19 protein-coding genes are annotated in these 24,032 nt (G+C 69.1%); 11 read left to right on the top strand and 8 right to left on the bottom strand.

Going from position 1 to position 24,032, the window contains the following annotated elements:
- Positions 1 to 9 precede the first annotated feature (9 nt).
- On the bottom strand, positions 10 to 720 hold the full coding sequence (locus tag ACZ6YV_RS13325; protein ID WP_465509813.1) for a GntR family transcriptional regulator: 711 nt from the start codon (positions 718 to 720) through the stop codon (positions 10 to 12).
- Positions 721 to 841: 121 nt separating this feature from the next.
- Between ACZ6YV_RS13325 and ACZ6YV_RS13330 the strand changes: the two genes are divergently transcribed.
- The 3 genes from ACZ6YV_RS13330 to ACZ6YV_RS13340 all read left to right on the top strand — a co-directional run bounded on the left by ACZ6YV_RS13330 (position 842) and on the right by ACZ6YV_RS13340 (position 4,141).
- A complete protein-coding gene (locus tag ACZ6YV_RS13330) occupies positions 842 to 1,756 on the top strand; it encodes a glycoside hydrolase family 16 protein (protein ID WP_465509814.1) in 915 nt (304 codons plus the stop codon).
- Positions 1,757 to 1,790: 34 nt separating this feature from the next.
- On the top strand, positions 1,791 to 2,654 hold the full coding sequence (locus ACZ6YV_RS13335) for a sigma-70 family RNA polymerase sigma factor (protein WP_465509815.1): 864 nt from the start codon (positions 1,791 to 1,793) through the stop codon (positions 2,652 to 2,654).
- Positions 2,655 to 2,779: 125 nt separating this feature from the next.
- A complete protein-coding gene (locus ACZ6YV_RS13340) occupies positions 2,780 to 4,141 on the top strand; it encodes a deoxyguanosinetriphosphate triphosphohydrolase family protein (RefSeq protein WP_465509816.1) in 1,362 nt (453 codons plus the stop codon).
- Between the two features lie 53 nt (positions 4,142 to 4,194).
- On the opposite strand, the gene ACZ6YV_RS13345 is transcribed toward ACZ6YV_RS13340, so the two are convergent.
- The gene (locus tag ACZ6YV_RS13345) at positions 4,195 to 5,442 is read right to left on the bottom strand and encodes an HNH endonuclease signature motif containing protein (RefSeq protein ID WP_465509817.1); all 1,248 of its coding nucleotides are present in this window, start codon (positions 5,440 to 5,442) and stop codon (positions 4,195 to 4,197) included.
- Positions 5,443 to 5,668: 226 nt separating this feature from the next.
- Entirely contained in the window at positions 5,669 to 6,142 is a 474-nt protein-coding gene (locus ACZ6YV_RS13350; protein ID WP_465509818.1) for a GNAT family N-acetyltransferase, read from the bottom strand.
- Between the two features lie 131 nt (positions 6,143 to 6,273).
- Between ACZ6YV_RS13350 and ACZ6YV_RS13355 the strand changes: the two genes are divergently transcribed.
- Together ACZ6YV_RS13355 and ACZ6YV_RS13360 are read left to right on the top strand one after the other, a co-directional pair.
- Positions 6,274 to 7,050, top strand: coding sequence for a cyclase family protein (locus tag ACZ6YV_RS13355; protein WP_465509819.1), 777 nt, complete (start codon positions 6,274 to 6,276; stop codon positions 7,048 to 7,050).
- A complete protein-coding gene (locus ACZ6YV_RS13360; protein ID WP_465509820.1) occupies positions 7,047 to 8,657 on the top strand; it encodes a thiamine pyrophosphate-binding protein in 1,611 nt (536 codons plus the stop codon). The genes ACZ6YV_RS13355 and ACZ6YV_RS13360 overlap by 4 nt, the downstream gene beginning before the upstream one ends.
- 3 nt (positions 8,658 to 8,660) lie before the next feature.
- Here the strand turns inward: ACZ6YV_RS13360 and ACZ6YV_RS13365 are convergent, their stop codons facing one another.
- Genes ACZ6YV_RS13365 through ACZ6YV_RS13375 form a run of 3 tightly spaced genes read right to left on the bottom strand, consistent with a single transcriptional unit; the run spans position 8,661 to position 12,612 of the window.
- Entirely contained in the window at positions 8,661 to 9,923 is a 1,263-nt protein-coding gene (locus ACZ6YV_RS13365) for a class I SAM-dependent methyltransferase (protein ID WP_465509821.1), read from the bottom strand.
- Between the two features lie 24 nt (positions 9,924 to 9,947).
- A complete protein-coding gene (locus tag ACZ6YV_RS13370) occupies positions 9,948 to 11,333 on the bottom strand; it encodes an FAD-binding oxidoreductase (protein WP_465509822.1) in 1,386 nt (461 codons plus the stop codon).
- Positions 11,334 to 11,391: 58 nt separating this feature from the next.
- On the bottom strand, positions 11,392 to 12,612 hold the full coding sequence (locus ACZ6YV_RS13375) for an SGNH/GDSL hydrolase family protein (protein ID WP_465509823.1): 1,221 nt from the start codon (positions 12,610 to 12,612) through the stop codon (positions 11,392 to 11,394).
- A 112-nt stretch (positions 12,613 to 12,724) separates the two neighbouring features.
- On the opposite strand from ACZ6YV_RS13375, the gene ACZ6YV_RS13380 reads away from it, so the two are divergent.
- From ACZ6YV_RS13380 to ACZ6YV_RS13395, 4 genes are all read left to right on the top strand, one after another.
- On the top strand, positions 12,725 to 13,096 hold the full coding sequence (locus tag ACZ6YV_RS13380; protein ID WP_465509824.1) for an MmcQ/YjbR family DNA-binding protein: 372 nt from the start codon (positions 12,725 to 12,727) through the stop codon (positions 13,094 to 13,096).
- Between the two features lie 120 nt (positions 13,097 to 13,216).
- Positions 13,217 to 14,383, top strand: coding sequence for a sensor histidine kinase (locus ACZ6YV_RS13385; protein WP_465509825.1), 1,167 nt, complete (start codon positions 13,217 to 13,219; stop codon positions 14,381 to 14,383).
- A complete protein-coding gene (locus ACZ6YV_RS13390; protein WP_465509826.1) occupies positions 14,380 to 15,042 on the top strand; it encodes a response regulator transcription factor in 663 nt (220 codons plus the stop codon). The genes ACZ6YV_RS13385 and ACZ6YV_RS13390 overlap by 4 nt, the downstream gene beginning before the upstream one ends.
- Positions 15,042 to 17,948, top strand: coding sequence for an AfsR/SARP family transcriptional regulator (locus ACZ6YV_RS13395; protein WP_465509827.1), 2,907 nt, complete (start codon positions 15,042 to 15,044; stop codon positions 17,946 to 17,948). Before ACZ6YV_RS13390 ends, ACZ6YV_RS13395 begins: the two co-directional genes overlap by 1 nt.
- Here ACZ6YV_RS13395 and ACZ6YV_RS13400 read toward each other — a convergent pair.
- Complete coding sequence (locus ACZ6YV_RS13400; protein WP_465509828.1) at positions 17,920 to 18,360, bottom strand: hypothetical protein; 441 nt, start codon at positions 18,358 to 18,360, stop codon at positions 17,920 to 17,922. The two genes, ACZ6YV_RS13395 and ACZ6YV_RS13400, sit on opposite strands and share 29 nt — an antisense overlap.
- 97 nt (positions 18,361 to 18,457) lie before the next feature.
- Positions 18,458 to 19,114, bottom strand: coding sequence for a TetR/AcrR family transcriptional regulator (locus ACZ6YV_RS13405; RefSeq protein ID WP_465509829.1), 657 nt, complete (start codon positions 19,112 to 19,114; stop codon positions 18,458 to 18,460).
- Positions 19,115 to 19,230: 116 nt separating this feature from the next.
- Between ACZ6YV_RS13405 and ACZ6YV_RS13410 the strand changes: the two genes are divergently transcribed.
- Both ACZ6YV_RS13410 and ACZ6YV_RS13415 read left to right on the top strand, forming a co-directional pair.
- Entirely contained in the window at positions 19,231 to 21,924 is a 2,694-nt protein-coding gene (locus ACZ6YV_RS13410) for an MMPL family transporter (protein WP_465509830.1), read from the top strand.
- Positions 21,924 to 23,984: a YhgE/Pip family protein gene (locus tag ACZ6YV_RS13415; protein ID WP_465509831.1), complete on the top strand. Its 2,061-nt coding sequence runs from the start codon at positions 21,924 to 21,926 to the stop codon at positions 23,982 to 23,984. The genes ACZ6YV_RS13410 and ACZ6YV_RS13415 overlap by 1 nt, the downstream gene beginning before the upstream one ends.
- Positions 23,985 to 24,032: the final 48 nt, after the last annotated feature.

Raw genomic sequence — 24,032 nt, forward strand, 5'->3', positions numbered from 1 at the left:
ACGCCGGAGTCAGCCGGAGGTGTGGTCGAACTTCAGGTGCGAGGTGATCCGGTAGCGGTCGCCCCGGTAGATCGAGCGGGTGTACTCGATCACCCGGTCGGCGGCGTCGCGGGTGGTGCGCTCGAACAGCAGCGCGGGGGAGTGCAGCGGGACACCGAGCAGACCGGACTCGTCCGCGTCGGTGACGGTGGGCTCGATGACCTGCACGGCCGTCGCGGGAACGACCTCATACCGCGTGCGGAGCAGTTCGTAGAATGAGCCGGATTCGAAGCCGGCGGACGTGATGTCCGGCACGAGGACCCGCGGGACCCGGATCCGCTCGATCGCCATCGTCGCCTCTTCGACGACGCGCACCCGCGTGACGGCCACCAGAGCGTGGCCGGGGGAGACCTCGAGCCGTTTGCCGAGCCGGGCACCCGCCGGGGTGACGGAGAAGTCGATCACCCGGCTGCTCCAGTGGCCCTCGGCGGGCGGGGCGAACTGCTCGCCGCCGGTGGCGGACACGAGATCCTGGGAGATCTTGCGCGGCGCGGTGAACGTGCCCCGGCCGTGCTCGCGGACCACGAGACCGTCACGCTCCAGCTCGTCGATCGCGGCCCGCAGCGTGGGGCGCGAGACGCCGATTTCTGTGCTCAGCGCGCGTTCGGAAGGCAGGACCTCACCCGGTTGCCGCCGCGCGATGAGCTGACGTAGCCGTTCCTTGACCTCTGTTCGCCGCACGACCACAGCCTACCCAGTGGTCGCGGGGAATTGGCTGGTGGACAAGTTGTCTAGACCTATTGACTTTACCACTTTGTCCAGAGACCTTGAGAGAAGCTGACCAGTGGTAAAGGAGACAACGATGTCGAACTCAGGGAAGCTCCGATTTGTCGCCGTCGCCGCCTTGTCGGTGGCCGCACTCGGGCTGGCGCCGGGTACCACGGCCGGAGCGGCCGCCTGCGGGGCGTTGTTCGACGATTTCCACTACACCTCGCACACCGACGGGCTCCTCGCCCAGCACGGCTGGCAGGTGCGTTCCGGTGCCGGTGGCCCCGGCGTCGGTGGTGCGCGATGGGCCCCGGAAGGCATCACGTTCCCGACGTCCGATGGGGACAAGGTGCTGCAGCTCGCCTCCAGCACCGACGGCACGCCCGCGGGCACGACACAGACCGAGATCATGCAGCCCGACCGGCGGTTCTTCGAAGGGACCTACGCGGCGCGGATCCGCTTCTCCGACGCGCCGGCGTCCGGCCCCGACGGCGACCGGATCAACCAGACGTTCTTCACGATCAGCCCGCTCCGCTACGACAACGACCCGATCTACAGCGAGCTGGACTTCTCCGAGTACCTGCCCAACGGTGGCTGGGGCGAGGCGGGACCGGTCAACTTCCAGACCAGCTGGCACACCTACACACCGGACCCGTGGTACGCCGAGAACAAGAGCGACAGTCAACGCCGCAGCATCGACGGCTGGCACTCCGTGGCGGCGACCGTGTCCGACGGTCACGTGCGGTACTACATCGACGGTGCCCTGGTGGCCGACCACGACCGCGGCGGGCCGTTCGACGTGTACCCGCGGCAGGACATGTCCCTGAACGTGAACCAGTGGTTCATCGACCTCACGCAGCACTCCGGCGGCACCAGCACGTACCTCGAACAGGTGGACTGGGTCTACTACGCGAAGAACGAGGTCCTCACGCCGGCGGTGGCCGCCGAACGGGCCGCTGCCTACCGGTCTTCGGGCGTGCGGTTCACCGACGATCTCGCTGGTTGTTAAATGTGAGCGGGGTTCTGCGGGAACGAGGAGTGCGGTGGATCGGCTGACGGAACTTTTCGAGGAACACCGTGTCAGGCTGCGGGCGGTGGCGTACCGGATGCTGGGCTCGGCCAGTGAGGCCGAAGACGCCGTCCAGGACACGTGGCTGCGGCTCAACCGGACCGATGCGGCGGAGATCGAGAACCTCGGCGGCTGGCTGACCACCGTGATGGCGCGGGTGTGCCTGAACGTGTTGCGCTCGCGCGATCATCGGCGGGAAGAACCGCTCGACGAAGCATCGTCCGAGCCCGCCGACTCCTCGGTCGATCCCGCCGGCGACGCGGTGCTGGCCGACTCGGTCGGGCTCGCGATGCTGGTGGTCCTGGAAACGCTGGCCCCCGCGGAACGGCTCGCGTTCGTCCTGCACGACATGTTCGCGGTGCCCTTCGACGAGATCGCCCCGCTGATCGACCGCACCCCGGCCGCCGCGAGGCAACTCGCGAGCCGCGCCCGGCGCCGCGTCCAGGGCCGTTCCGCCGCCGCCGAACCGGACCTCGCGCGACGGCGCCAGGTCGTCGACGCGTACCTGGCCGCCGCCCGCGGCGGGGACTTCGAAGCGCTCCTCGAACTGCTCCACCCCGACGTCGTCCTCCGCGCAGACAAGGCGGCAGGGCCCTCGCGCACGCCGGTCTTCCTGCAGGGCGCCGCCATGGTGGCTCGGGGTGCGGCGGCCGCGTCGGTGCGGGCGGCCGTCACGCAGCTCGCGCTCGTGAACGGCGGCGTCGGCCTCGTGATGGCCGACGAAGGACGGCCTTCGGTGGTGCTCGCTTTCACGGTCGCCGACGGGAAGATCACCGAGATCGACGTCATCGCGGACCGCGACCGGCTGCAGGGCCTGGACCTGGTGATGGTGGACTGATCCGGGTTGCGGTTCGGTCGCGAACCAGTACCGATGACGCGGCCCCTCCGATATGGACGTTAACGGTTCCAAGCCGTTCCGCGCCTCCTTTTCAAGGCTCCAGGAGCTAAGAAGAGGAGGCGACCATGTCGGAGGGGACGTTCGGAAAGGCTCGACGCCATCCGGTGAGGGAACAGGACACGGCGTATCGGGACGACTATCAGCGGGATCGGGACCGGGTTCTCTATTCGTCCGCGTTCCGGCGGCTCGCCGGAGTGGCCCAGGTCGCCGCGGTCAATGAGCAGTTGGTGTTGCACAACCGGCTCACGCACAGTCTGAAGGTCGCGCAGATGGGCCGAAGACTCGTGCAGCACCTGCGCTATCAAGCGAGTCTCGCGGAGTCGGGCTTTCCGGAGGGATCGGATCTGAACGAGGACGTCGTCGAGACGGCGGGACTCGTGCACGACATCGGACACCCGCCGTTCGGCCACATCGCCGAGGAGGTCCTGGACCAGCGGCTGGCCCAGGTCGACGGGCTGGAAGGTTTCGAGGGGAACGCGCAGTCCTTCCGAGTGGTGACGAAACTCGCCCGGCGAAAGACGGAGCACGCGGGTCTCAACCTGACCCAGGCGACGCTGAACGCGATCCTCAAGTATCCGCGCCTCAAGCCGCGTGATTCGGCCAAGCCGACGGCTTTGTGGACCGACCGTGGCTACGGCGACAAATGGGGTGCGTACCAGACCGAAAAAGTGGATTTCGATTGGGCGCGGGAAGGCAGCCGCGGGGACTTGAGATCCGCGAACGCGGTCTTGATGGACTGGGCCGACGATATCAGCTACGCGACCCATGACCTCGAGGACTACTTCCGCGCCGGACTGATCCCTTTGCATGGTTTGTCGGTGGACAAGGAACGAATAGTCAAGCACGGCCTCAGTCGGTTGAAGGAACACAAGGGATTCGACGAGTTCCGCTTTCGGAACGAGCTCGACACGATCATCGCCGAGTTCGGCGGACGCCTGCACTCCCAGTGCTGGGAGACCCGTAAGAACCGAGTGCAGATGAACAAGATCGGCAGCGGCCATCTCACCCGGTTCGTGAAGGCGGTCCGGCTTCTCGGCGAACCGCCCTATGTCGAGGTCGAACAAAGCAGCCAGTACCGGGTCGCCGCGCTGAAGGAACTCACGTGGTTCTACGTGATCGACAGACCGCCGCTGGCGATCCACCAGGAAGGCCAGAAGAGGATCATCGGCTCGCTCTTCGATCGGTTGCTCGCGTGTCTGGAGAAGTCGCCGAGCAGTCCGAAGATCCCCATTCAGCTGAGGGGGATCTATCGCGATATCACGCATGATCACACGGCTGAGGGAATATCCGAGAGGAACAAGGAGGCTCGGTGTGCTCGGGCCGTCACCGACTACATCTGCCTGCTCACCGAGGCGCAGGCGGTCGATCTCGGGGAGCGGCTGGCGGGCCGGTCGCAGAGTTCGATGTTCGGGACCTGGTTCAACTGAACGTGGGCATGCCGAGGGGCCCGTCGCCGGTGGTGGTGGCGGGCTCGTCGGGGTCAGCGATGGTTGTGGCGCGGCTTCTGCAGCGGGTCCAGGTATTGCGGTGGGATGAACTCGGGTTTGCCGTCGGCGGCCGTGTGGACTTGCCAGCCGGATTGTCCGTGGATGACCAGGTGGTGGTAGCGGCAAACGAGGCAGAGATTGTTCAAGTCGGTGTCGCCGAGGTGGCCCCACGGGAGAACGTGGTGGGCTTCGCAGTGTTTGGGTTTCCGATGGCAGCCTGGGAAGGCGCAGCCTCGGTCTCGCAGGTTCAGGGCCCGTCGTTGTCCGGGGGTGACGGTGCGGGCCGCGCGGCCGATGTCGAGCGGTTCGCTCTCGGAGCCGAGGACGGCGGGGATGATCTTGGCGTCGCAGGCGAGCATGCGGGCGTGGCGTGCGGTGATCTGGGAGACCCCGTCCACGCACGCCATCCCCAGTCCTGACGTCAAGGTGTCCAGCGGGATGGTGACGACGATGGTGGTGCGGTCCCCGGACAGGGTGGGGGCTTTGTCGTTGGTCATGGCGTAGTGGATGGCGTCGAAGAGTGCGTCCCCGTTGCGTTCGCCGGGGGTGCGGGGGTCGCGGTTGCCGTCTTCGTCGATGGGTCTTCGTTGTCCCCAGGTCTCGAACAGCGCGTTCGCGCGTGCCCCGAGTTCCGGATCCAGCAGCCCGGTGAGCCGCCACCACCCGTCGTCACGTTTCCGCAGGTGTACTTCGCGTGACGGTGGTGTCAGGTCGTCGTCTTTCGGCTCGTTGCCGTCGGGGTCGAGATGGGCCAGGAGATCCGCTCCGGCGTTGGTGATCTCCTGAGGACCGGCGTGGCGGGCCAGGTCCACCAGGATCTGTTCCGCCCCTGACCGCTCGTCCCCGGTGGCCCCGGCGGGCATCTTCTTCAGTACCGCGAGGATCGGGTCCAGTTGCTGATGGCCGAGTTCGCCGTCGGCCGCGGCGGTACCGGCGATGGGCGCGAAAGCGGGCACGGGGGTGCCGTCCAGGTTCCGGCCCTCGTTCACCGCCACGGCCCGTGCCACGGTGTCGCGTGCTTCCTTAGGAGTGATCCGGGCGGTCTCGGCGAACCAGCCCGCCGTCGAGCCATGCCCGAACAACTCCATCGGACCCCGGGACTCGATCTCCACCAGAATCTGCCCGACCTCGGCCAAAGCCTGACGCGCCACCGACATACGCTCGACCACACCGTGCGCGAGCTCCCGCGCACCAGCACGCCACAACTCCTGCGGCGGCTCGAGGATTCGCTGGCTGGACACCCCGCAAGAATACCAACAATCGAACAAGTGTGCGAATATGAAAAGGCTTCTTGAATGCATTTCGCATTACTGTGGCGACCGGCGCGATAGTCGGTATATTCCGGCGGTCGGACATCGAGATCACCTGCTCGTTGTGCCTTCGATCGAGCGAATGCTCTCGAAAGCGGGCGAGCGCTGCGATGACAGTGACGCAGCGGCCAGCCTTCCGAACTGGCACGTCGCCTGTCTAGCCCAGGCGCAGGATGGTTTCTTCGATCTCAGCATCCCGACCGGACGCATAAGCGACCTCAGTTCCAACGATCGCAAAACCTGCCTTCTGAAGCACCCGAAGCGACCCAACGTTGTCACTGGCAGCGCGAGCGAACAAGGGCCGCGCTTCAACAATGTCGAGGAGCAGCGCGAGCGCTCGGCTGGCGATCCCTCGCCCCCAAGCCGAACGGTCGATCCAGTAAGTGACTTCAGCGTCGCCTTCCACGAAGAAACTGCCGACGGTGCCAAGGAAATGCCCGTCGACGGTCACCGCACGCAGGATGATGTCTTGAGAAGCCCTCAACTTCGCCACGTGGACGTCGAACGCGTCGCGATCGTCGGGGTCCCTGGCGATGAACGCGGCCATCCGGACCGATTCGGGGTCACGCATCTGGTCGAACAGGGCGTCGAGGTCGGAATCCCCGACCGGCCGCAGTGCCACCTCTGCCACTGACGTTCTCCTCACTTCGTCCGAACCCGCGGCGCAACGTAGCAGCGACGTCCGACAATCTCGGCTTGCTCGACTGTCGGACCATCCGCCTAAGGTGACCGAGACGCCGCAGTCACTTCCGGGAGGCACGCATGTCGTTGTTGGCCCAGCTGAACACCGCGATCACCAACGGCGCGATCGAGGTCGTCGACCTCACCGCCCCGCTGAGCGAGAGCACGCCGATCCTCCAGTTGCCGGAGCCGTTCGCGAACACGATCCCGTTCGGCCTGGAGGAGATCAGCCGCTACGACGAGCGCGGGCCGCGCTGGTACTGGAACAACATCCACACCGGCGAGCACACCGGGACCCACCTCGACGTCCCCGTGCACTGGGTGTCGGGAAAGGACGGACACGACGTCTCCCAGGTGCCGTTGCGCACGCTGGTCGCCCCGGCCGTGGTGCTCGACGCGTCGGCCCGCGCGGCCGAAGACCCGGACTACCTGCTCTCCACGGAGGACATCCGTGAGTGGGAGCGCGAGAACGGGCCGCTGCCCGACGGTGGCTGGCTGCTCTACCGCACGGGATGGGACGCTCGATCCCACGACCAGGAGGCCTTCCTCAACAACTACGAGAGCGGTCCGCATACGCCGGGTGTCTCGGGGGAGTGTGCCCGCTGGCTGGCGGATGAGGCGCCGATCGCCGGGTTCGGCGTGGAGACCGTGGGCACCGACGCGGGACAGGCGCTGGCCCTCGAGCCGGCCTTCCCTTGCCACGAACTCCTGCTGGGCGCGGGAAAACACGGGCTGACCCAGTTGCGGAACCTGGCGAGCCTGCCGGCCACCGGCTCCCTGCTGGTCGTCAGTCCGCTGCCGATCGTCGGGGGTTCCGGCAGTCCCGCCCGGGTGTACGCGCTGGTCGAGCGGGTATGAACGTCGCGGAATTGGTCGGCCGCACACTGGCGGAACTCGGCGCGGGGGCCGCGTTCGGGGTCGTCGGCAGCGGTAACTTCGAGGCCACCAACGGGTTGCGGGCGGGCGGGGTGCGGTTCGTCGCCGCGCGGCACGAGGGCGGCGCGGCGAGCATGGCGGACGCGTACGCGCGGATGAGCGGCCGCGTGTCGGTGCTGAGTCTCCACCAGGGTTGCGGGCTGACCAACGCGCTCACCGGGATCACCGAGGCGGCCAAGAGCCGGACTCCGATGATCGTCCTGGCCGGTGACACAGCGGCGTCGTCGGTGCTGTCGAACTTCCGGATCGGCCAGGACGCGCTCGCGGCCGCCGTCGGCGCCGTGCCGGATCGCGTCCACAGCGCGCCGACCGCGGTCGCCGACACCGTCCGCGCCTATCGGACGGCCGTGCAGCAACGCCGGACCGTCCTGCTCAACCTCCCGCTCGACGTCCAAGCCCAGGAAGCGCCCGAAGCGATCCCGGTTCCGGAAGTCCCCGGTCCGGCGCCGATCCGGCCGAACGCCGAGGCGGTCGCGAAACTGGCCGACCTGCTCGCCGAAGCGCGGCGGCCGGTTTTCATCGCCGGCCGCGGCGCGCGGGCGAGCGCCGCACCTCTCAAGGAACTCGCGGAGATCTCCGGCGCGCTACTGGCGACTTCGGCGGTGGCACACGGCCTCTTCCACGACGATCCCTTCTCGCTCGGGATCTCGGGCGGTTTTTCGTCACCACGGACGGCGGAGCTCATCAGCAATGCCGACCTCGTGATCGGCTGGGGTTGCGCGCTGAACATGTGGACCACCCGGCACGGCACGCTCCTCGGCCCGGATGCCCGGCTGGTCCAGGTCGACGTCGACCAGGCCGCGCTCGGCGCGCACCGCCCGATCGCCCTCGGTGTCGTCGGCGACGTCACCAGCACCGCCGACGACGTCCGCGCGGAACTCGACAGGCATGGCCACCGAAGGAGCCGCGAAGTCCCCACATACACCCGATGGAACGACGTCCCGTATAACGACCTATCCGGCGGCGGGAAAATTGATCCGCGCACGCTCAGCCGCCGTCTCGACGAGATCCTGCCCGCCGAACGCGTGGTCTCGATCGACTCCGGCAACTTCATGGGCTACCCGAGCGCGTACCTGTCCGTCCCCGACGAGAACGGCTTCTGCTTCACACAGGCGTTCCAGAGCATCGGGCTCGGTCTCGGAACGGCGATCGGCGCGGCGCTGGCCCAGCCGGAGCGGCTACCGGTGCTCGGCGTCGGTGACGGCGGGTTCCACATGGCGGTCTCCGAGCTGGAAACCGCCGCCCGCCTGCGGATCCCACTTGTGGTCATCGTCTACAACGACGCCGCGTACGGCGCCGAGATCCATCACTTCGGCGCCGCGGACATGACCACGGTCCGGTTCCCCGACACCGACATCGCGGCGATCGGGCGCGGTTTCGGCTGCGACGGCGCCACCGTGCGGTCGGTCGAGGACTTGGCCGCCGTCACGGAATGGCTCGGCGGACCACGCGCCGCGCCGCTCGTCGTCGACGCCAAGATCGCCGACGACGGCGGCTCGTGGTGGCTCGCCGAAGCCTTCCGCCACTGAAAGCTAAACGCCCCAGTCCGGCCGTAGCGGCATTCCCGCGTCACCGTCCTCGCCGACCTTCACCCCGAGCACCTGGTGCAGTTCGATCTCCCGGCGCTCGAAGGCGAGACGGCACGCGGCCATGTACAGCGCCCAAACCCGGCTCCGTCCGGCGCCCGCTTCGGCGACGGCCTCGTCCCAGTTCGCGTCGAGGTTGGCGCACCAGGCGCCGAGGGTGGTGGCGTAGTGCTCGCGCAGGTTCTCCGAGTGCCGCACCTCCAGCCCGCTGTCGTGCATCGCGGTGGCGATCTCGCCGACGGACTCCAGTTCACCGTCGGGGAAGACGTACCGGTCGATGAACCCACGCGAACGATGCGCCACCGAGGTGTCCGGGTTGGTGATGCAGTGGTTCAGCAGGCGCCCGTGCGGCTTCAGTTTCCCGGCGAGGAAACGGAAGTACGACGGCAGGTTGCGCGCGCCGATGTGCTCGGTGAGCCCGATCGACGACACCGCGTCGAAGTCCGTTTCGACGACGTCGCGGTAGTCGAGGTGCCGCACCTCGGCCCGGTCCGCGAGCCCCTTGGTCACGATGTCCTTCTGCGCCCACTGCGCCTGCTCGCGCGAAAGGGTGACACCCAGCGCCTCGACGCCGTAGTGCGCGACGGCGTGCTCGACCATCCCGCCCCAACCGCAGCCGACGTCCAGCAGCCGCATCCCGGGCTGGAGGCCGAGCTTCCGGCACACCAGGTCGAACTTGTGCTCCTGTGCCTCCTCCAGCGACGCGTCGGCGGACGGATACGCGGCACACGTGTAGGCCATCGACGGGCCGAGCACCAGTTCGTAGAACCGGTTCGAGACGTCGTAATGGTTCGAAATCGCGTTGCTGTCACGCGCTTTCGAGTGTCGCAACCCGTCGACTGTGCGCCTGAAGCGGTTCGGCAGCTCCTCGGCGGGCGGCGCGACGCGACGCAGATGCGTGGGGCCGAGTTTGCGCAGCAGCCACACCCGGTCCGCGGGGCTGAGCTGATCGACCTGCGCCACGAGCGCGCGCAACGCCGAGTAGAGATCGCCGTCCACATCGAGCGCCCCGGCGACGTAGGCGCGCGCCAGCCCGAGGTCGCCAGGGGACGACATCAGGTACGTCAGCGCCAGCGGTGACCGTACGCGGATCGACACCGGCGCGTCCGCCGGACCGCTCGTGCTGCCGTCGTAGGCGGTGATGGACACTTCGGCGTTCGGGCCGAGCAACCGCTCGAAGATCTTCCCGACGGTCGTCGTCTCAGCCATGCTCGTCTCTCTTCCCTGCCCGGGTCACCGCCGCCGCACACATTTCGAGTACAGGTCGAGCAAGCGGCCGTCCGGGTCGTAGGCCGTCTTCAGTTTCCGGTAGGCGTCACCGTTGTACAGCCGCCAGAACTCGTCTTCGGCATAGAAACTGTCGGAATACAGCGATTTCCGCCCGCCGAGTCGGGTCACTTCGGCCTCGATCAGCCGATTGTGCGTATCCGGCTCCTCGCCGGGGTCCAGCGGTACCGCGGACCAGAACCCGAAGTTGACGTACAGCGTCTCGGGGTCCATTTCGTACAGCGGCGAGTTCACGCCACCCGGCCGCTGCTTCAGCGGGCAGATCCACACCGGGCTGATCGGGATCTCGCGGCGGAAGAAGTCCAGGAACTCCGCGGCCCGCGAAAGCGGCACCTCGATGTCCTGGACGACGGTCTCTTCGGGCGGGAGCCCGCGCAGCTTGAGCAGTTTCGCGGCGATCCCGAACCGGCGGTCCAGCGCCACCGCTTTCCAGTAGACCGAAGACCGCAGCAGTCGCCTGCCCAGCAGCAGCCGGGGGAGTCGGTGCTGCACGCCGAACGCCCGTGAGCACCAGAACCAGTCCGTGTCCCAGCGCCACAGGTAGTCCCGGACGCTCAGGTGGTCCGTACCGCGTTCGCGGATCGACTTGTAGTAGATGTCGAGCCAGGTGTAGTCGCTGGTCGCGGGCGCCGAGGAGGTGAACGTGCCCAGCGTCAGGTACTGCTCGCCCGGCCCGAAGACCGTTCCGTCCACGAAGTCCGCCGACCCGCTACGGCAAGCCTCGTCGAGCGCCGCGAAGTACTCCTCGGTGTCTTCGTACCGGACGTGGTCGAGCCGCACGTAGGGTTTGACAGGCTCCAGCTCGATCTTCAGCCGCAGCGCGTAGCCGAGGGTCCCGTACGAGTTCGGGAAGCCGTGGAACAGGTCGCTGTGCTCGTTGTCCGGCCGGGCGACGACGATCCGGCCGTCGCCGGTGAGCAATTCCATCTCCAGCACCGACTCGTGCACGAGTCCGTTGCGGAACGAAGAGGACTCGATGCCGAGGCCGGTGACCGCGCCGCCGAGCGTGATCGTCTTGAGCTGCGGGACCACCAGCGGCATCAACCCGTGGGGCAGGGTCGCGTCCACCAGCTGCTCGTAGGTGACCATGCCCTCGACGTCGGCCGTGCGCGCCAAGGGATCGACGTCGAGCACCTGCGTGAACTCCGACACGTCCAGACCAGGGGTACTGGTCGCCGTCCGCGCCCGGAACAGGTTCGACGTCCGCTTCGCCAGCCGGATCGTGCCGCGGAGATCCGCGAGCTGTGCCCGGAGCGTGTCCGCGCGCGCCTCGTGTTCGGCGAACCGGACCAACCGCGCCGTCTCCCGGATCCCGCTGTCGCCGCTAGCCATTCCTGATCGCCATCAGCTCATCGTGCCCCACGAAACCGCCTGGCGCAGCCCCTGATCGCTACCTCAATCGCTGCAGCGGGACGGCGTCCGCCATGACGGTGAAGCCCTTGTCCCCGGGGTGGAGGTGATCGCCGGAGTCGTACTCCGGTTTGATCCGCTGCGGATCGGCGGGATCGCGGATCACCGCGTCGAAGTCGATGTAGCCGTCGAAGAGCCGGTTGGTCCGGATGAACCGGTTCACCGCCTGCCTGGTCTCCTCGAGCTGGGGCGTGTACGAAACCCAGCCCTTCCACGGCGTGATCGTCGCGCCGAGCACCCGAAGACCGCGGTCGTGCGCCCGGACGGCGATCTGCTTCAGCGCCGAGATGATCTTGGCCGGGTCGGCCTGATGCGGTTTCTGCTGGATGTCGTTGATGCCCTCGAACACGATCGCGGTCCGCGCGCCGGACTGGCTCAGCACGTCCCGGTCGAGCCGGGCCAGCGCGTTGACGCCGTAGTCGCCGCCGTCGAGCAGCAGCCGGTTCCCGCTGATCCCGGCGTTGAGCACGCCCATCCGGGTGCTGATCTTGTCGGCGAGCTGATCGGGCCAGCGCAGGTTCGCGCCCCAGGTCGAGATCGCCCCGTCGGTGATCGAGTCGCCGATCGCCACGACACTGCCCCGCAGCCCCGTGCCGCGGACGTCCACTCCGGACACGTAGTGCCAGACCTGGGTCTTTTCCGGGAACGCCGCCGCCGACTCGTCGGCCGCTTTGTCGCCGTCACGGGTGAAGTACGAGTCCTGCATGGCCAGCGGGTGGTAGGTGACCGGGCCGGACGGTGTCGGCGTGTACGTGGTCACCAGGAGATCGCCGTCCCTCGGCACGGCCAGCGCCGCGCCGTCGCTGAGGGCGTCGGCGCCCGGTGGCACGGTGATCTGGCTGTCGCCGCCGAAGGTCAGCGTGCGCATCGTGCCGGGAACGGCCTGCGCGGTGTCGGGTCCGGCGGCGACCGCGACGGTCACCTTGCCGAACAGCACCGGCGTCCGGCCGAAGGCGTTGGACAGCCGCACGCGTACCTCGTGCCCGCCGGCGCTGGTGTGCACGATGTTGCGGATCGAGAAGTTCGGGTAGCCGTTGTCGGTCCCGGCGACCCCGGCCGCGGGCGCCGCCGCCCAGGTACCCACCCAGCCGTTCGTGGCCGTGCTTTCGACTTGGCTCTGACTTTCCGGGGTCGCCGCGGCGACCCCGGGGACGACGCCCAGCAGCAGGATCCCCGCCACCGCGAGATGCTTCACACGCATTTGTTCCGCCTCCACCCAGTCGGCTCCACTCATCGTCAGTGAATCACCGACGGCCGGTCAATGCGCACGACAGGACAGGTTTCTGTCGGTGGGGCCGCCTAGGCTGAATGCCATGACCCCTGCAGCTCTCCGGAAGCTCTGCCTCGGCTTCCCCGGTGCCCGTGAGGAGTTCCCGTTCGACGAGAGCTCCAGCGTGTTCAAGGTCGCGGGCAAGATGTTCGCGCTCACCCCGCTCAAGGCGAAACCGCTGCGGATCAACCTCAAATGCGAGCCCGACGTCGCGGTCCGGCTGCGCGCCGGACATCCGGCGATCATCCCCGGCTACCACATGAACAAGCAGCACTGGAACACCGTCCAGCTGGACGGTTCGCTGTCCGACGACTTCGTCCGGGAGATGGTCGAGGACTCCTACGACCTCGTCGTCTCGGGCCTGCCGAAACGGGAGCAGGAGAAACTGAAGTGGGTGGCGCTCAGCCAGGAGTGAGCGCTTTTCGTTTTCATCCGGATTTCATCGGCCTCGCACTCTCGGCCTCCTACCGTGGGCGGAGACGGGTGCCGACCGCCGCACGATGACGCGCCTCGCGGCACTTCCTAGTCTTAAGGCGTGCTGGCGATCTTGCGGGACCGTTTCCGGGCACGGGTGCAGGTCAGTCTCACCCGGGCCGGACTGAGCCTGCCCTGGTGGGGAGCGTTGTGCGCCAGCGCGGTGAGCTTCGTGTTCACGACGGTCGCGTTGATCCAGCGGGACGCCCTGCTGCCGCCCGGACCGATCGCGCTGGCCGGTCTGCTCGTGATCGCGCCGTCGGTGATCTGGGTGGCCACCGACTGGATCATGCCGTGGGTGCGGATGGCGGCGCTGATCACCGCCACCTCGATCCTGCTCATCGAACCCGTGCTCCCGGATTTCGCACCGTTGCTGCTGCTGGTCGCGGCGACCGAAGCGGCGAGTGTCCTGCGGACGACGTGGGGGATCGTCGTCGTCACCGTCGTAGCCGAGCTGGTGCTGATCGTGGCGGGGATCTGGGGCGGGCTGATCGGCGGGCCGGTGTACATGGTCGCGATCCTGCTCGGCCTCAGCGGCGGGCTCATGGTCCGCTGGTACACCAGGGTCCTCGACGCCGAACGCGACAACCGGGACGCCTCCCGGGAGAAGGCCCTGCTGGCCGAACGGCAGCGGATCGCGCGCGAGGTGCACGACGTCGTCGGCCATTCGCTCAGCATCACACTGCTGCACCTGACCGGGGCGAGGCGCGCGCTGCAGCAGGACCGCGACGTCGACGAGGCGATCGAAGCGCTCACCGAGGCCGAGCAGGTGGGACGGGCCGCGATGGCCGACATCCGCCGCACGGTCGGCCTGCTCGCCGACACCCCCTCGGGCAGCGCTCCGCTGCCGGGCGTGGAGGACATCGCGACGCTGGTGGAACGCACGCGGTCCGCCGGACTGGACGTGCGCTATACACAGGAAGGCGACCTCGACCGGGTAGGCGCCTCGGAAGGATTGGGTCTCTACCGGATCGTGCAGGAATCACTGGTCAACGTCGTCAAGCACGCCCCCGGCGCGAACGCGGAGGTCCGGCTGAACGCCGGCCGGTCGGACGTGCGGCTCATCGTCAGCAACACCCTCTCCGGGGCCGCCCGGCGCCCGGCCGAAGACGGTTCGGGACTGGCGGGGATGGCCGTCCGCGCGGCCCAGCTCGGCGCCGACCTCAGCGCCGGGCCGCAAGGCAGGCAGTGGATCGTGCAGGTCACCGTGCCGGGAGCCAAGCCGTGACCGCCGCCGAGATCCAGGTGCTGCTGGTCGACGATCAGGAGCTCGTCCGGTCCGGGCTCCGGCGCATCCTGCGGCGTCGCGACGGGTTCGTCATCGCGGGGGAATGCGGCGACGGCTCGGAGGTGCCCGCGGCGCTGGCCGCGCACGAGGTCGACGTCATCGTGATGGACCTGCGGATGAAGAACGTCGGCGGGGTCGAGGCGACCAGGCGGCTGCGGCGGTCCGCCGGCCATCCGCCCGTGCTCGCGCTGACCACTTTCGACGACGACAACCTCTTGGCCGACGCGCTGCGGGCGGGGGCCGCGGGCTACGTCCTCAAGGATTCCCCCGCCGAAGACCTGATCCGGGCCGTGCGGGCGGTCGCCGGGGGCGCCGCCTGGCTCGACCCCGGGGTCACCGGCCGGGTGCTCGCCGCCTACCGGCAGGCCGCCGGGAACGGCAGCGGCGGACTTTCACCCGATCTGCTGACACCGAGGGAGCAGGACGTGCTTCGCGCCATCGGCCGCGGGCTGACCAACGCGGAGATCGCCACGACACTCGTCATTTCGGAGGTGACCGTGAAAAGCCATATCGGCCGGATCTTCACCAAACTCCAGTTGCGGGACAGGGCCGCGGCGATCGTCTACGCGTTCGATCACGGGATCGTGGTGCCGGGCTGATGATCGACGATGGGGGGATCGTGTCCGACTCGCGGCTTCGGTTCGAGGTACTCGGCCCGTTGCGGGCCTGGCAAGGGGAGACACGGCTGGACCTCGGTCCGGTCCGGCAGCAGGCCGTGCTGGCCGCGTTGCTGCTGCGCCCGGACGTGACCGTCAGCCATTACGAACTCACCGACGGGCTCTGGGAAAAGCCGCCGGAGTCGAATGTGCTGCCGGTGTACGTCCGGCGGCTGCGGCACTGCCTCGACACCTCCGGGGAGAAGCCCCGTGATTCGGTGATCGTGTCCGACCGCGGTGGCTACCGGTTCGCCAGCGGCGGCGTGCGGCTGGACGTGGCGCGACTGGAGGAGGTCGCGGTCGTCGCGGCGGCCGCCGAGGAGGCGGGTGATCTCGTCGCCGCGGTGAACACCTTCGCCGACGCGCTCCGGCTGTTCCACGGTGAGCCGCTGACGGGGCTGCCCGGCGCGTTCGTCCAGGGCGAGCGGCGACGGCTGGAGGAGCGCAGGCTTCTGCTGTTACGCCGGAAACTGCGGGCACAGCTGAAACTCGGCCGGTTCGACGAGGTGATCGGCGAGCTGTCGGCCCTGGTTTCGGCCGATCCGCCGAGCGAGCCGCTGGCCGCCCTGCTGATGCGCGCGCTCTACGGCGGCGGGCGGCAGGCGGAGGCGCTGGAGGTGTTCACCGACGTCCGCGAAAGGCTGGTGGAGCAACTCGGCGTCGAGCCGGGCGAGGAACTGCGGCAGGTTCAGGAAGCGGTGCTGCGCGGGGACGACGCGCTGCTCGGAGTCACGCAACGCCGGGAGGCGCCGCGCCGGATCCGCAACGAACTGCCCGCCGGCGGCGGCGAACTCGTCGGCAGGGACCGGGAACTCGCGCTGCTGGTCGAGGACGGCGATCCGGACGCTGTCGCGGTCGACGCCGTCGACGGCGTTCCCGGCGCCGGGAAGACCACGCTCGCGGTGTGCGCGGCCCACCGGCTCCGCGAGTCCTGTCCGGACGGTGCGTTGTTCGTGGATCTGCACGGCTACACCGAAGGCCGCGAGCCCGTGACGCCGGAGCGCGCGTTGCGTCGGTTGCTGCGCGCCGTCGGTGTCGAAGACATCGCCATGCCGGACGATCTCGACGAACTGGCCGCGTCGTGGCGGGCTGCGACCGCGAGCCTGCGGTTGCTGCTGGTGCTCGACAACGCCGAGTCCGCCGGGCAGGTGCGGCCACTGCTGCCGTCCGGACCGGGGAGCCGTGTGCTGGTCACCAGCCGCCGCCGGCTGTCCGGTTTGGACGCCGATCGCCGCGTCTCCCTTGGCGCGCTGGGTCTCGAAGCGGCGGAAAAGCTGCTCGGCCGGATCGTGGGGGCGCCGAGGGCAGAGGGGGAGCGGTTCGCCGTGCGCGCGCTCGCCGGGTTGTGCGGGCGGCTGCCGCTCGCGCTGCGGATCGCGGGTGCCCGCTTGCAGAACCGTCCGATGTGGACGTTCAAGGATCTGGTGGACCGGATGTCGGACGACGAGCGACGGCTTGGCGAACTGACCGCGGAGGATCGCAGCGTCGAGGTGGCGCTGAGCCTGTCGTACGAGCAGCTGAGGCCCGCCGAGCAGAACGCTTTCGGCGTGCTCGGCCTGTCGCCGACTCCCGAATTCGACAGCCTCTCTGTCGCCGCCCTGCTGGACTGCTCGCCCGCCGAAGCCGAGCGACGGCTGGAAAGTCTCGTCGACGCGAGCCTCGTGCAGGAACCGGCGAGCGGCCGTTACCGGCTGCACGACCTGGTGGCGGTCTACGCCAGGAGACTTGCCGGGCAGATGCCCGAGGACGTCGCCGACGCGGCGCGGAAACGGGTGTACGGGCTGTACCTCGGTGCCGCTCGCCAGGCGAGCGAATGGGGCGTCGCGCGGTTCCCGCTCGAAGCCGCCGGTGGGTCGTTCACCGGGCAACGGGACGCGTCCGCCTGGCTGGACGCCGTCGGTGACTTGCCCGACGTGGTCGCCCGAGCGGCGGAAGCCGGGCTGGACGACCTCGCGTGCTCGATCGCCGAGGGGCTGGTCGACTACCTCGCACGCCAGCAGCGGTATCACGAAAGCCGGACCGCGCTGCAGATCGCGCTGCCGCTCGCCGAACAGGCCGAGGACGAGCGGCTGGTCTCCTCGCTGCGGTTCTGCCTCGGCTACGCCTACGCCATGCAAGGGCAGCTGGCCAGGGCGAGAGGCTGGTTCGACGACGCGCTGCGGGCGGGCCAGGCCTCCGGCGACCGCGGGGTGGAGGCGCGGGCGCTGGGCGGGCTCACCATGGCGGACCTGATCGAGGGCCACCACGACCTCGCGATCCCCGGGATGCGGCGGGTGATGGTCATGGCGGACGAGGTGGGTGACAGCTGGCTCGCCGAACGGGCGCTGTCCGCGCTCGGCTACCTCGCCTACCTGCGGGGCGAGCACGAGGACGCGCTCGTCCATCTCGGCCGCGCCCGCGACCTCGGCGAGGAGATCGGCAGCCCCGGGATGCTGGCGAGGGTGCTTTGCCACAGCGGCACCGTCCGCCTCGAAATCGGCAGGTTCGCCGAGGCCGCGCTCGACCTCCGGCGGTCCGTCGAACTCGCGGAGGAGACCACCGACGGCCTGCTGACCGCGACCGGTCTGGCCCGGCTCGGCGCGGCGGAACTGGAACTCGGGAATCTCGAAAAGGCGTTCGAACTCCAGCGGCGGGCGCTGACGGCGGTCACCGAGGAGACCATCGTCGGCATGGAGTCCGAGATCCGCAACCGGCTCGGCCGCACGCATCTCGCCGCGGGCGATCCGGTGGCCGCACGGGAGCATTTCGAATGGGTGCTCACCACCATCGGCCCCGAAGGCGATTCCGTGCAGCGCACCCTCGCGCTGGAAGGCCTGGACCTCACCAGACAGTCGGTACGCCGGCGTTGATGATGGTGAAGCGGTGTCCGGTCATGTCTCTGCGCCGGCGCGCGAAGTAGGCGTCGGCCGCGTCGGCCAGGTGCGTCCCGGCGCGGACTTCGTGGACGACGTACGCCCATTCCGCGGCGTCGCACAGCACCAGTTCCCGCGGCGCCCCGCGCGTTCGGAGGACGGACGCGCACAGGGCGCCGCGCCTGCCGATGCTGCCGTCGTCGAGACAGCGGCGGAGGTCTTCGACGGCGTGGGCGGCGGTGTCGAACAGCGTCCACCGGTATCTGGGCGACGGGCGGCCGTCGGCCCACGGCGTGAAGAACGAGGCCCAGCTCCAGCCCGGTCCGACGAGCCCGTCCCGTTCCCCGGGACTCGGCGCGTCGTCCTGGGGCATCACCATGTTGTACGGGGTCCGGCTCGCCGGGCTCATGCACGTCTCCTCGGGGGACTTCCGGTCCGCCGGTGCGGATCCGTGCCGGAACCGTAGGTCGGAGCCATGAAATCCCGATGAAACGGCGTGCGGTGCCTCAGGCTCGCGCGGGGACGATGAGGGAGGCCATCACCTTGGGGATCAGCTCGCTGACGAACCGGCCGTCGGCGGGGAGTTCGCTGCCGTCCAGCAGGTAGTTCTGCAATCCCTGCTCGTAGAGGGCGATCAGCACGAGCACCGCGTCGTCCGGCGAGATCGTCAGTTCCCGGCCCATCCGGTCGAGCGCGCCGACGAGGACCTTGCCGAGTTCGGCGTGGAAGTACCGGAACGCGGCGGCGATCCGGTCGCGGATCTCCGGCTGCCGCAGGCCCTGGGTGCGGAATTCCGCGCACAGCAGGTACCAGTTCTTGTCCGCGCTGAGCGCGACCATGAACAGGTCCGCGATGCGCCCGAGGGTGGGGGAGAGGTCTTCGTCCGCGCGGACGACCACCTCGCCGAGCACGCTTTCCGTGGCGTCGCGGAAGCGCCTGAGCCGGACCTCGGTCTCTTCCTGGAACAGGGCGAGGAAGAGGTCTTCCTTCGAGCTGAAGTTCGAGTAGAAGGCGCCGCGGGTGAAGCCGGCGCGCTCGCAGATCAGCTCGACCGGGGTGTCCCGGATGCCGCGTTCGGAGAAGGCCTCGTACGCCGCGTCGATCAGCCGTCGGCGGGTGTCCGCCCGGCGCCTGGTCATGGTGGCGCCCCGCTCCTCGGTCATCTCGCCATTCTTTCGTATGCGCCCGGTTCACCCGGCTGTGGGACAGGATACATCGTGAATCGGATACAGAGTGCATTACGATACGCGTTGTATCCAACGAGTGCCGGGAGTCGATCGTGTCGTCATTCCTCTACCGCCTCGGCAGGCTGGCCGCTCGCGGACGTGTCCTGGTCACCGCGTTGTGGCTGGTGGTGCTGTGCGTCGCGGGCGGGGCGGCGCTGCTGTTCGGCCAGGGCACCGACGACACGTTCGCGATACCCGGCTCGGAGTCGCAGGAGGCGCTCGACCACCTCGGCCGCGTCTTCCCGCAGGTGAGCGGGACTTCGGCGCAGCTGGTCGTGCTCGTCCCCGAAGGACAGCGGGCCGACTCGGCCGTCGTGCGCGACGCCGTCACCGCGGTGGCGCCCGAGCTGACCGGAGCGCCGCAGGTCTCGGCCGTGGTGAATCCCTTCGACGCGGCCGTGCACGACGCGGTGTCCAAGGACGGCCGCGCCGCGCTGGTCACCGTGCAGCTCGACGTCGGGCTGGCCGACATCCAGCCCTCGGCCCGGACCGCGCTCGCCGGGATCGCGCAGGACCTGGAGAACCGGATCGGCCACGGCAGCGAGGTGCTCACCGGCGGCGACGCGTTCTCGGACAAGGTGCCGAAGCTCAGTCCCACCGAGGGGATCGGCCTCGTCATCGCGCTCGTGGTGCTGCTGATGGTGTTCGGTTCGTTCATCGCGGCGGGGATGCCGTTGCTGACGGCGATCCTCGGCGTCGGGGTCTCGGTGGCGCTGGTCTACGCGGCGACGTCGGTGGCGACGGTGTCCTCCACGGCGCCGATGCTCGCGGTCATGCTCGGCCTCGCCGTCGGCATCGACTACGCGCTCTTCCTGCTTTCCCGTCACCGCGACCAGCTCGCCGACGGGCTCGAAGTCGAGGAGTCCATCGCCAGGGCGACAGCGACCGCGGGATCCGCGGTCATCTTCGCCGGGCTCACCGTGGTGATCGCCCTGCTGGGCCTGTTCGTCGCCGGGATCCCGTTCCTGACCGTGATGGGTGTCGCGGCGGCGGGCGGGGTCGCCGTCGCGGTGATCGTCGCCATCACCCTCATCCCCGCGCTGCTGGCGTTCGCCGGTGAGCGGCTGCGGCCCAAGAAACCGCGCAAGGTCAAGCGCGAGAAGAAGGCGCGCTTCAGCCTGCGCTGGGTGCGGCTCGCCACCAAGTCGCCGTGGGTGACGATCGCGCTGATCGTCGGGGTGCTCGCGGTGGCGTCGGTGCCCGCGCTGGATCTGCGGCTCGCCTTGCCGGACAACGGAACCGACGAGGACGGGACCCCGGCCCGCGTCGCCTACGACGTCGTCGCCGAGCATTTCGGGCCCGGCTTCAACGGCCCGCTGGTCGTCACCGCGGACATCCTGTCGACCACCGACCCGGTCGGGATCACCAACGGCATAGCCGACGAAATCCGCCGGGTGCCCGGCGTCGCCGTCGTCCCGCTCGCCACGCCGAACCCCAAGGGCGACACCGCGATCATCCAGGTCGTGCCCACGACCGGCGCCTACGACGAGGCGACCGACGAACTCGTCGAACGGCTGCGGTCGATGGAAGGGCAGTTCGAGGACCGCTACGGCGTGCAGACCGCTGTCACCGGGTTCACCGCCGTCGGCATCGACGTGTCCTCGAAGCTCGGCGACGCGCTGCTGCCGTTCGGCGTCCTGGTCGTCGGGCTTTCCTTGGTGCTGCTGGCGATGGTGTTCCGCTCGGTGCTGGTACCGCTCAAGGCCACCTTCGGTTACCTGCTCTCGATCGGCGCCGCTTTCGGGGCCACGTCGTTCGTGTTCGGACAGGGGCATCTGGCCGACGCGCTGGGCGTGACCCGCACCGGCAGCGTGATCAGCTTCCTGCCGATCATCCTGATGGGTGTCCTTTTCGGACTCGCCATGGACTACGAGGTGTTCCTCGTGTCCCGGATCCGGGAGGACTACGTCCATCACGGCGACGCGCACAAGGCTGTCGAGACGGGCTTCGTGTCCGCGTCGAGAGTCGTGACAGCGGCGGCGGTGATCATGCTCGGCGTGTTCGCCGCTTTCGTGCCCGACGGCAGCGCCACGATCAAACCGATCGCGTTCAGCCTCGCCGTCGGCGTGTTCGTGGATGCCTTCCTCGTGCGCATGACGCTCGTCCCGGCGATCCTCGCGCTGCTGGGCCCGCGCGCCTGGGGCCTGCCGCCGTGGCTGGACCGCAAGCTGCCGGTCTTCGACGCCGAGGGCGACGGTCTCGTCCACGAACTCCGGCTCGCCGACTGGCCCGCGCCCGGCTCGTCCGAAGTGATCAGCGCCGCCGGTCTCCGCGTCGACGACGATCGCGGCCGCACCGTCTTCCGCGACATCGAACTGCACCTTGGCCCCGGCGAGATCCTCGCCGTGCACGGTTCCGGCCCGGCGGGCAAGAGTGCCCTGCTCTACGCGCTCGCCGGTCGTGTCCCGCACGTCCGGGGCGATCTGAAGGTCCTCGGCCGGGTGCTGCCCCAGCACGCGCACGCGGTCCGCCGGAACGCCGCCTTCGTCGCCTGCAAGGAAACCGACGATCCCGCCGGTGAGGTCCGCCGCGCGCTCGAAGACGGCGTCGGGCTCGTCTTCCTCGACGACCTGGACACCGTCGTCGCCACCGCTCAGCGCGCCGGGTTGAGAGAGGCGTTCGCGAGCAGGGCCGCGACGTTCGCCGTGTCCTGCCAGAGTCTCGCCATCGTGCGGGATCTGCTGCCCACCACCGCCGTCGCGGGCCTCGCCATGGCGCCCGCGCCCGTCCCCGCCGAGGTCCGCTGATGTCCCGCTTCTTCACCGGCTCCGCCCGAGCGACCGCCTTCGGCCCGCTGAGCTGGAAGACCTGGCTCGGGATCGTGCTCGTCCCGGTGATCGTCGCGCTCGGGCTGGCGTGGGCGTTCTTCTCGCCCGAAGACAACCACGGCGCGGCCAAGGCCGCCGTGGTCAACGCCGACGAACCGGTCACGGTGAACGGGCAGCTGATCCCGCTCGGCCGTGAACTGGCCGGGAACCTCGTGCACGGCGAGGATTCCGCGTACACCTGGGTGCTCACCGATGCCGAGGATGCGAAGAAAGGCATCTCCGACGGGACGTATTCGACGGTCGTCACCATCCCGCCGAACTTCTCCGCGCGGGCCACCTCGACGTCGGGGAAGGCGCTCGACGCGAAGCAGGCGATCATGCGCGTCGAGACCTCGCAGCGCACCGGTCTCGTCGACCCGGTGGCGAGCCGGGAGGTCGCGAACGCGACGCTCACCGCGCTGAACCGGCAGATCGTCGAGACCTATGTGGACAATCTGTATCTCGGGTTCTCCTCGATCCACCAGCAGCTGGTGACCGCGGCCGACGGCAGCGACCAGCTCGTCGTCGGACTGCGAGGGCTGTCCGACGGGACGGGGAAACTGGCCTCCGGCGCCGGAGAACTCGCTGGTGGGGCGGGAAAACTCAGCGGCGCCGCCGGACAGCTGGCGGATGGTGCTCGTAAGCTCGCGAACGGCACCGGGCAGCTCGCCACCGGGTCCGGGCAACTCTCGTCGGGGCTGACCCAGGCCGAGAAGGACACCGCCCAGCTGCCTCGGCTGACCAGGGAACTGGCCGACGGGGCGCAGCAGATCGCGAACGGCAACAAGCAGCTGGCCGACAAGATCTCGCCGCTGGCGGACAAGGTCGTCCGGATCATCGACGCCCTGCCCACGGCGGGCGATTCGGCGCGGAAGTTCGCCGAACTCGCACAGAAGTGCAGTGGTGACACCAAGTTCTGTGCCGATCTGAAAGCCGCCTCGGAGAAGTTCACGGCCGATGCCGCGATCCTCGACGGCAAACGCGCCGAAATCCGCGACGCCGTCGTACAGACGAAGAAGGCCGTACAAGACCTTTCGGCCGGTTCCCAGAAGGTCGCCGACGGCAACAAGCAACTCGCGGACAAGTCGAAGGACCTGGCGGGAGGCATCGGCACGGCGGCCGACGGCGCGCGGAAACTCAACGCCGGGGTCAAGGAAGCCGATTCCGGTGCGCGGCGACTCGCCGACGGTTCCGGCCAACTCGCCGGCGGCGCGACCACCCTGTCCACCGGCGCGGGCGATCTCGCCACCGGCGCCCGCGCCGCCGCCGATGGCAGCCAGCGCGCCGAATCGGGCGCCTCGGAACTGGCCAAGGGCCTCAACGACGGCCGGGGCAAGGTGCCCGACTACACCCAGACCGAACGCGACCACCTGAAGCAGGTCGCCGCCACCCCCGCGATCGCCGACACGGCGGGCTCGGGCACGTTCGGCGAAGGCGCGGTGGCGCTGATCCTCGTACTGGCCCTGTGGGTGTGCGCGCTGGCGACGTACCAGGTGATCCAGGCGGTGCCGTCGAGTGTGCTCACCACCCGTGAACCGAGCTGGCGGATCATCCTCGCCGCGGCTGTCCCCGGCGCGACGCTGGCGGTGCTGACCGCCCTGATCCTGACCGGGGTGTTCTGGGCGTTCCTCGGGTTGAGTTTCGGCAAGGCGGCGACCCTGCTGGTGGTGCTCGTCCTCGCGGCCGGGACGTTCACCGTGGTCAACCAAGCACTGGTGGCGATCTTCAAACGCCCCGGCCGCTTCGCCGCCCTGGCGATTCTCGTGCTCACTGTCGCCGCTTCGCTGGTCTCGACCGTGCCTGGCTTCTTCGGGACCGTGCTGGGGATTCTGCCGACCAATGGTGCTCTGGTCGCCTTGCGGTCACTGCTGACGGGGACCGACGGGCTGACGTCGGGGATCGTGCAACTGGTGGTGTGGCTGGGGATCGGGACACTGGCGATGATCCTGGTGACGGACCGGCGACGCTCCTTGCCCGGACGGGAACTGCGGTTGGCCTGAGCGGCGTCAGCCTTGGCGAGTTCGGGTGCGGTTGTCACGAGTGCGATT

Source organism: Amycolatopsis sp. NPDC102522 (assembly GCF_055584485.1).

Bases quoted from the DNA above. Each gene is read 5' to 3' on its own strand.
- ACZ6YV_RS13405 (WP_465509829.1), bottom strand. From the start codon at position 19,114: ATGACCGAGGAGCGGGGCGCCACCATGACCAGGCGCCGGGCGGACACC.
- ACZ6YV_RS13395 (WP_465509827.1), top strand. From the start codon at position 15,042: ATGATCGACGATGGGGGGATCGTGTCCGACTCGCGGCTTCGGTTCGAG.
- ACZ6YV_RS13360 (WP_465509820.1), top strand. From the start codon at position 7,047: ATGAACGTCGCGGAATTGGTCGGCCGCACACTGGCGGAACTCGGCGCG.
- ACZ6YV_RS13355 (WP_465509819.1), top strand. From the start codon at position 6,274: ATGTCGTTGTTGGCCCAGCTGAACACCGCGATCACCAACGGCGCGATC.
- ACZ6YV_RS13370 (WP_465509822.1), bottom strand. From the start codon at position 11,333: ATGGCTAGCGGCGACAGCGGGATCCGGGAGACGGCGCGGTTGGTCCGG.
- ACZ6YV_RS13340 (WP_465509816.1), top strand. From the start codon at position 2,780: ATGTCGGAGGGGACGTTCGGAAAGGCTCGACGCCATCCGGTGAGGGAA.
- ACZ6YV_RS13330 (WP_465509814.1), top strand. From the start codon at position 842: ATGTCGAACTCAGGGAAGCTCCGATTTGTCGCCGTCGCCGCCTTGTCG.
- ACZ6YV_RS13380 (WP_465509824.1), top strand. From the start codon at position 12,725: ATGACCCCTGCAGCTCTCCGGAAGCTCTGCCTCGGCTTCCCCGGTGCC.
- ACZ6YV_RS13365 (WP_465509821.1), bottom strand. From the start codon at position 9,923: ATGGCTGAGACGACGACCGTCGGGAAGATCTTCGAGCGGTTGCTCGGC.
- ACZ6YV_RS13375 (WP_465509823.1), bottom strand. From the start codon at position 12,612: ATGCGTGTGAAGCATCTCGCGGTGGCGGGGATCCTGCTGCTGGGCGTC.
- ACZ6YV_RS13415 (WP_465509831.1), top strand. From the start codon at position 21,924: ATGTCCCGCTTCTTCACCGGCTCCGCCCGAGCGACCGCCTTCGGCCCG.
- ACZ6YV_RS13400 (WP_465509828.1), bottom strand. From the start codon at position 18,360: ATGAGCCCGGCGAGCCGGACCCCGTACAACATGGTGATGCCCCAGGAC.